Origin of the sequence: Bacillus sp. AFS031507 (assembly GCF_002584635.1) — a bacterium.
Classification (GTDB): domain Bacteria; phylum Bacillota; class Bacilli; order Bacillales; family Cytobacillaceae; genus Neobacillus.
Window position 1 is genome coordinate 1 of record NZ_NUOW01000116.1, and the last position, 709, is coordinate 709.

General features: G+C 33.6%; 1 protein-coding gene. It reads left to right on the top strand.

What is annotated here, in order from left to right:
* The first annotated feature begins 62 nt into the window (after window positions 1-62).
* The gene (locus COE25_RS30105) at window positions 63-572 is read left to right on the top strand and encodes a hypothetical protein (protein WP_098935241.1); all 510 of its coding nucleotides are present in this window, start codon (window positions 63-65) and stop codon (window positions 570-572) included.
* The last annotated feature ends 137 nt before the right edge of the window (window positions 573-709 follow it).

A 709-nucleotide genomic window follows, 5' to 3' on the forward strand; every position in this document is an offset into this window, starting at 1 on the left:
ATTGAGGGAGGTTAGTTGAATAAAGATTGGGAATAATACACCTAAAAAAGGGTGTAAAAACTATGAAAAAGATAATCTTTATTGTTTTATTTTTGTTAATTACTGTTGGTACTAGTGGAAATGCATCAGCCAATCAAAGTAATACACCAAGACCATTTGAAGAGATATACCTTGAAATTGGTTATCAATCAGTTGAAACTGCAATAAAAGCCTTTGAGCACCACTTTAAGCAAGATGTAAAGTTACCGCTCCGACAACCACCAGTTGCTTTTACTCATCAGTTCGGAAGGTTTAGTAACTTAGAAGGCAATATTAACGATTCCTTTGAAGTTAAATACATAAATGATAGAATTCTAGAAAACCATTATAAAATTGATATCCGACCCTTGAAAAACAAATTGGTTTTCAAAGATAGGGGTAATCAAAAAGTGTATAAACTTCAAAATGGTCAAAAAGCCATTTATATGGTTGACCGACTTTTCAATTTTTTTGTTTTTGAAAAAGATAATTGGCAATATATGCTGGGAATGGATAAAAGGTTAGCTAATGCGGTGCCACCTGATGTTAGTTGAAATTGCAAATTCAATTGATTATGTACCTAAAAGGAGAAGTTCGTAATTGTACTAACGGGTGCTTATGTTAAAGATGGGATGGCTACGGCGATCCCGTTTTCTTATTGAGCTAACGAAGCAGCATTCCTGTAATGAGT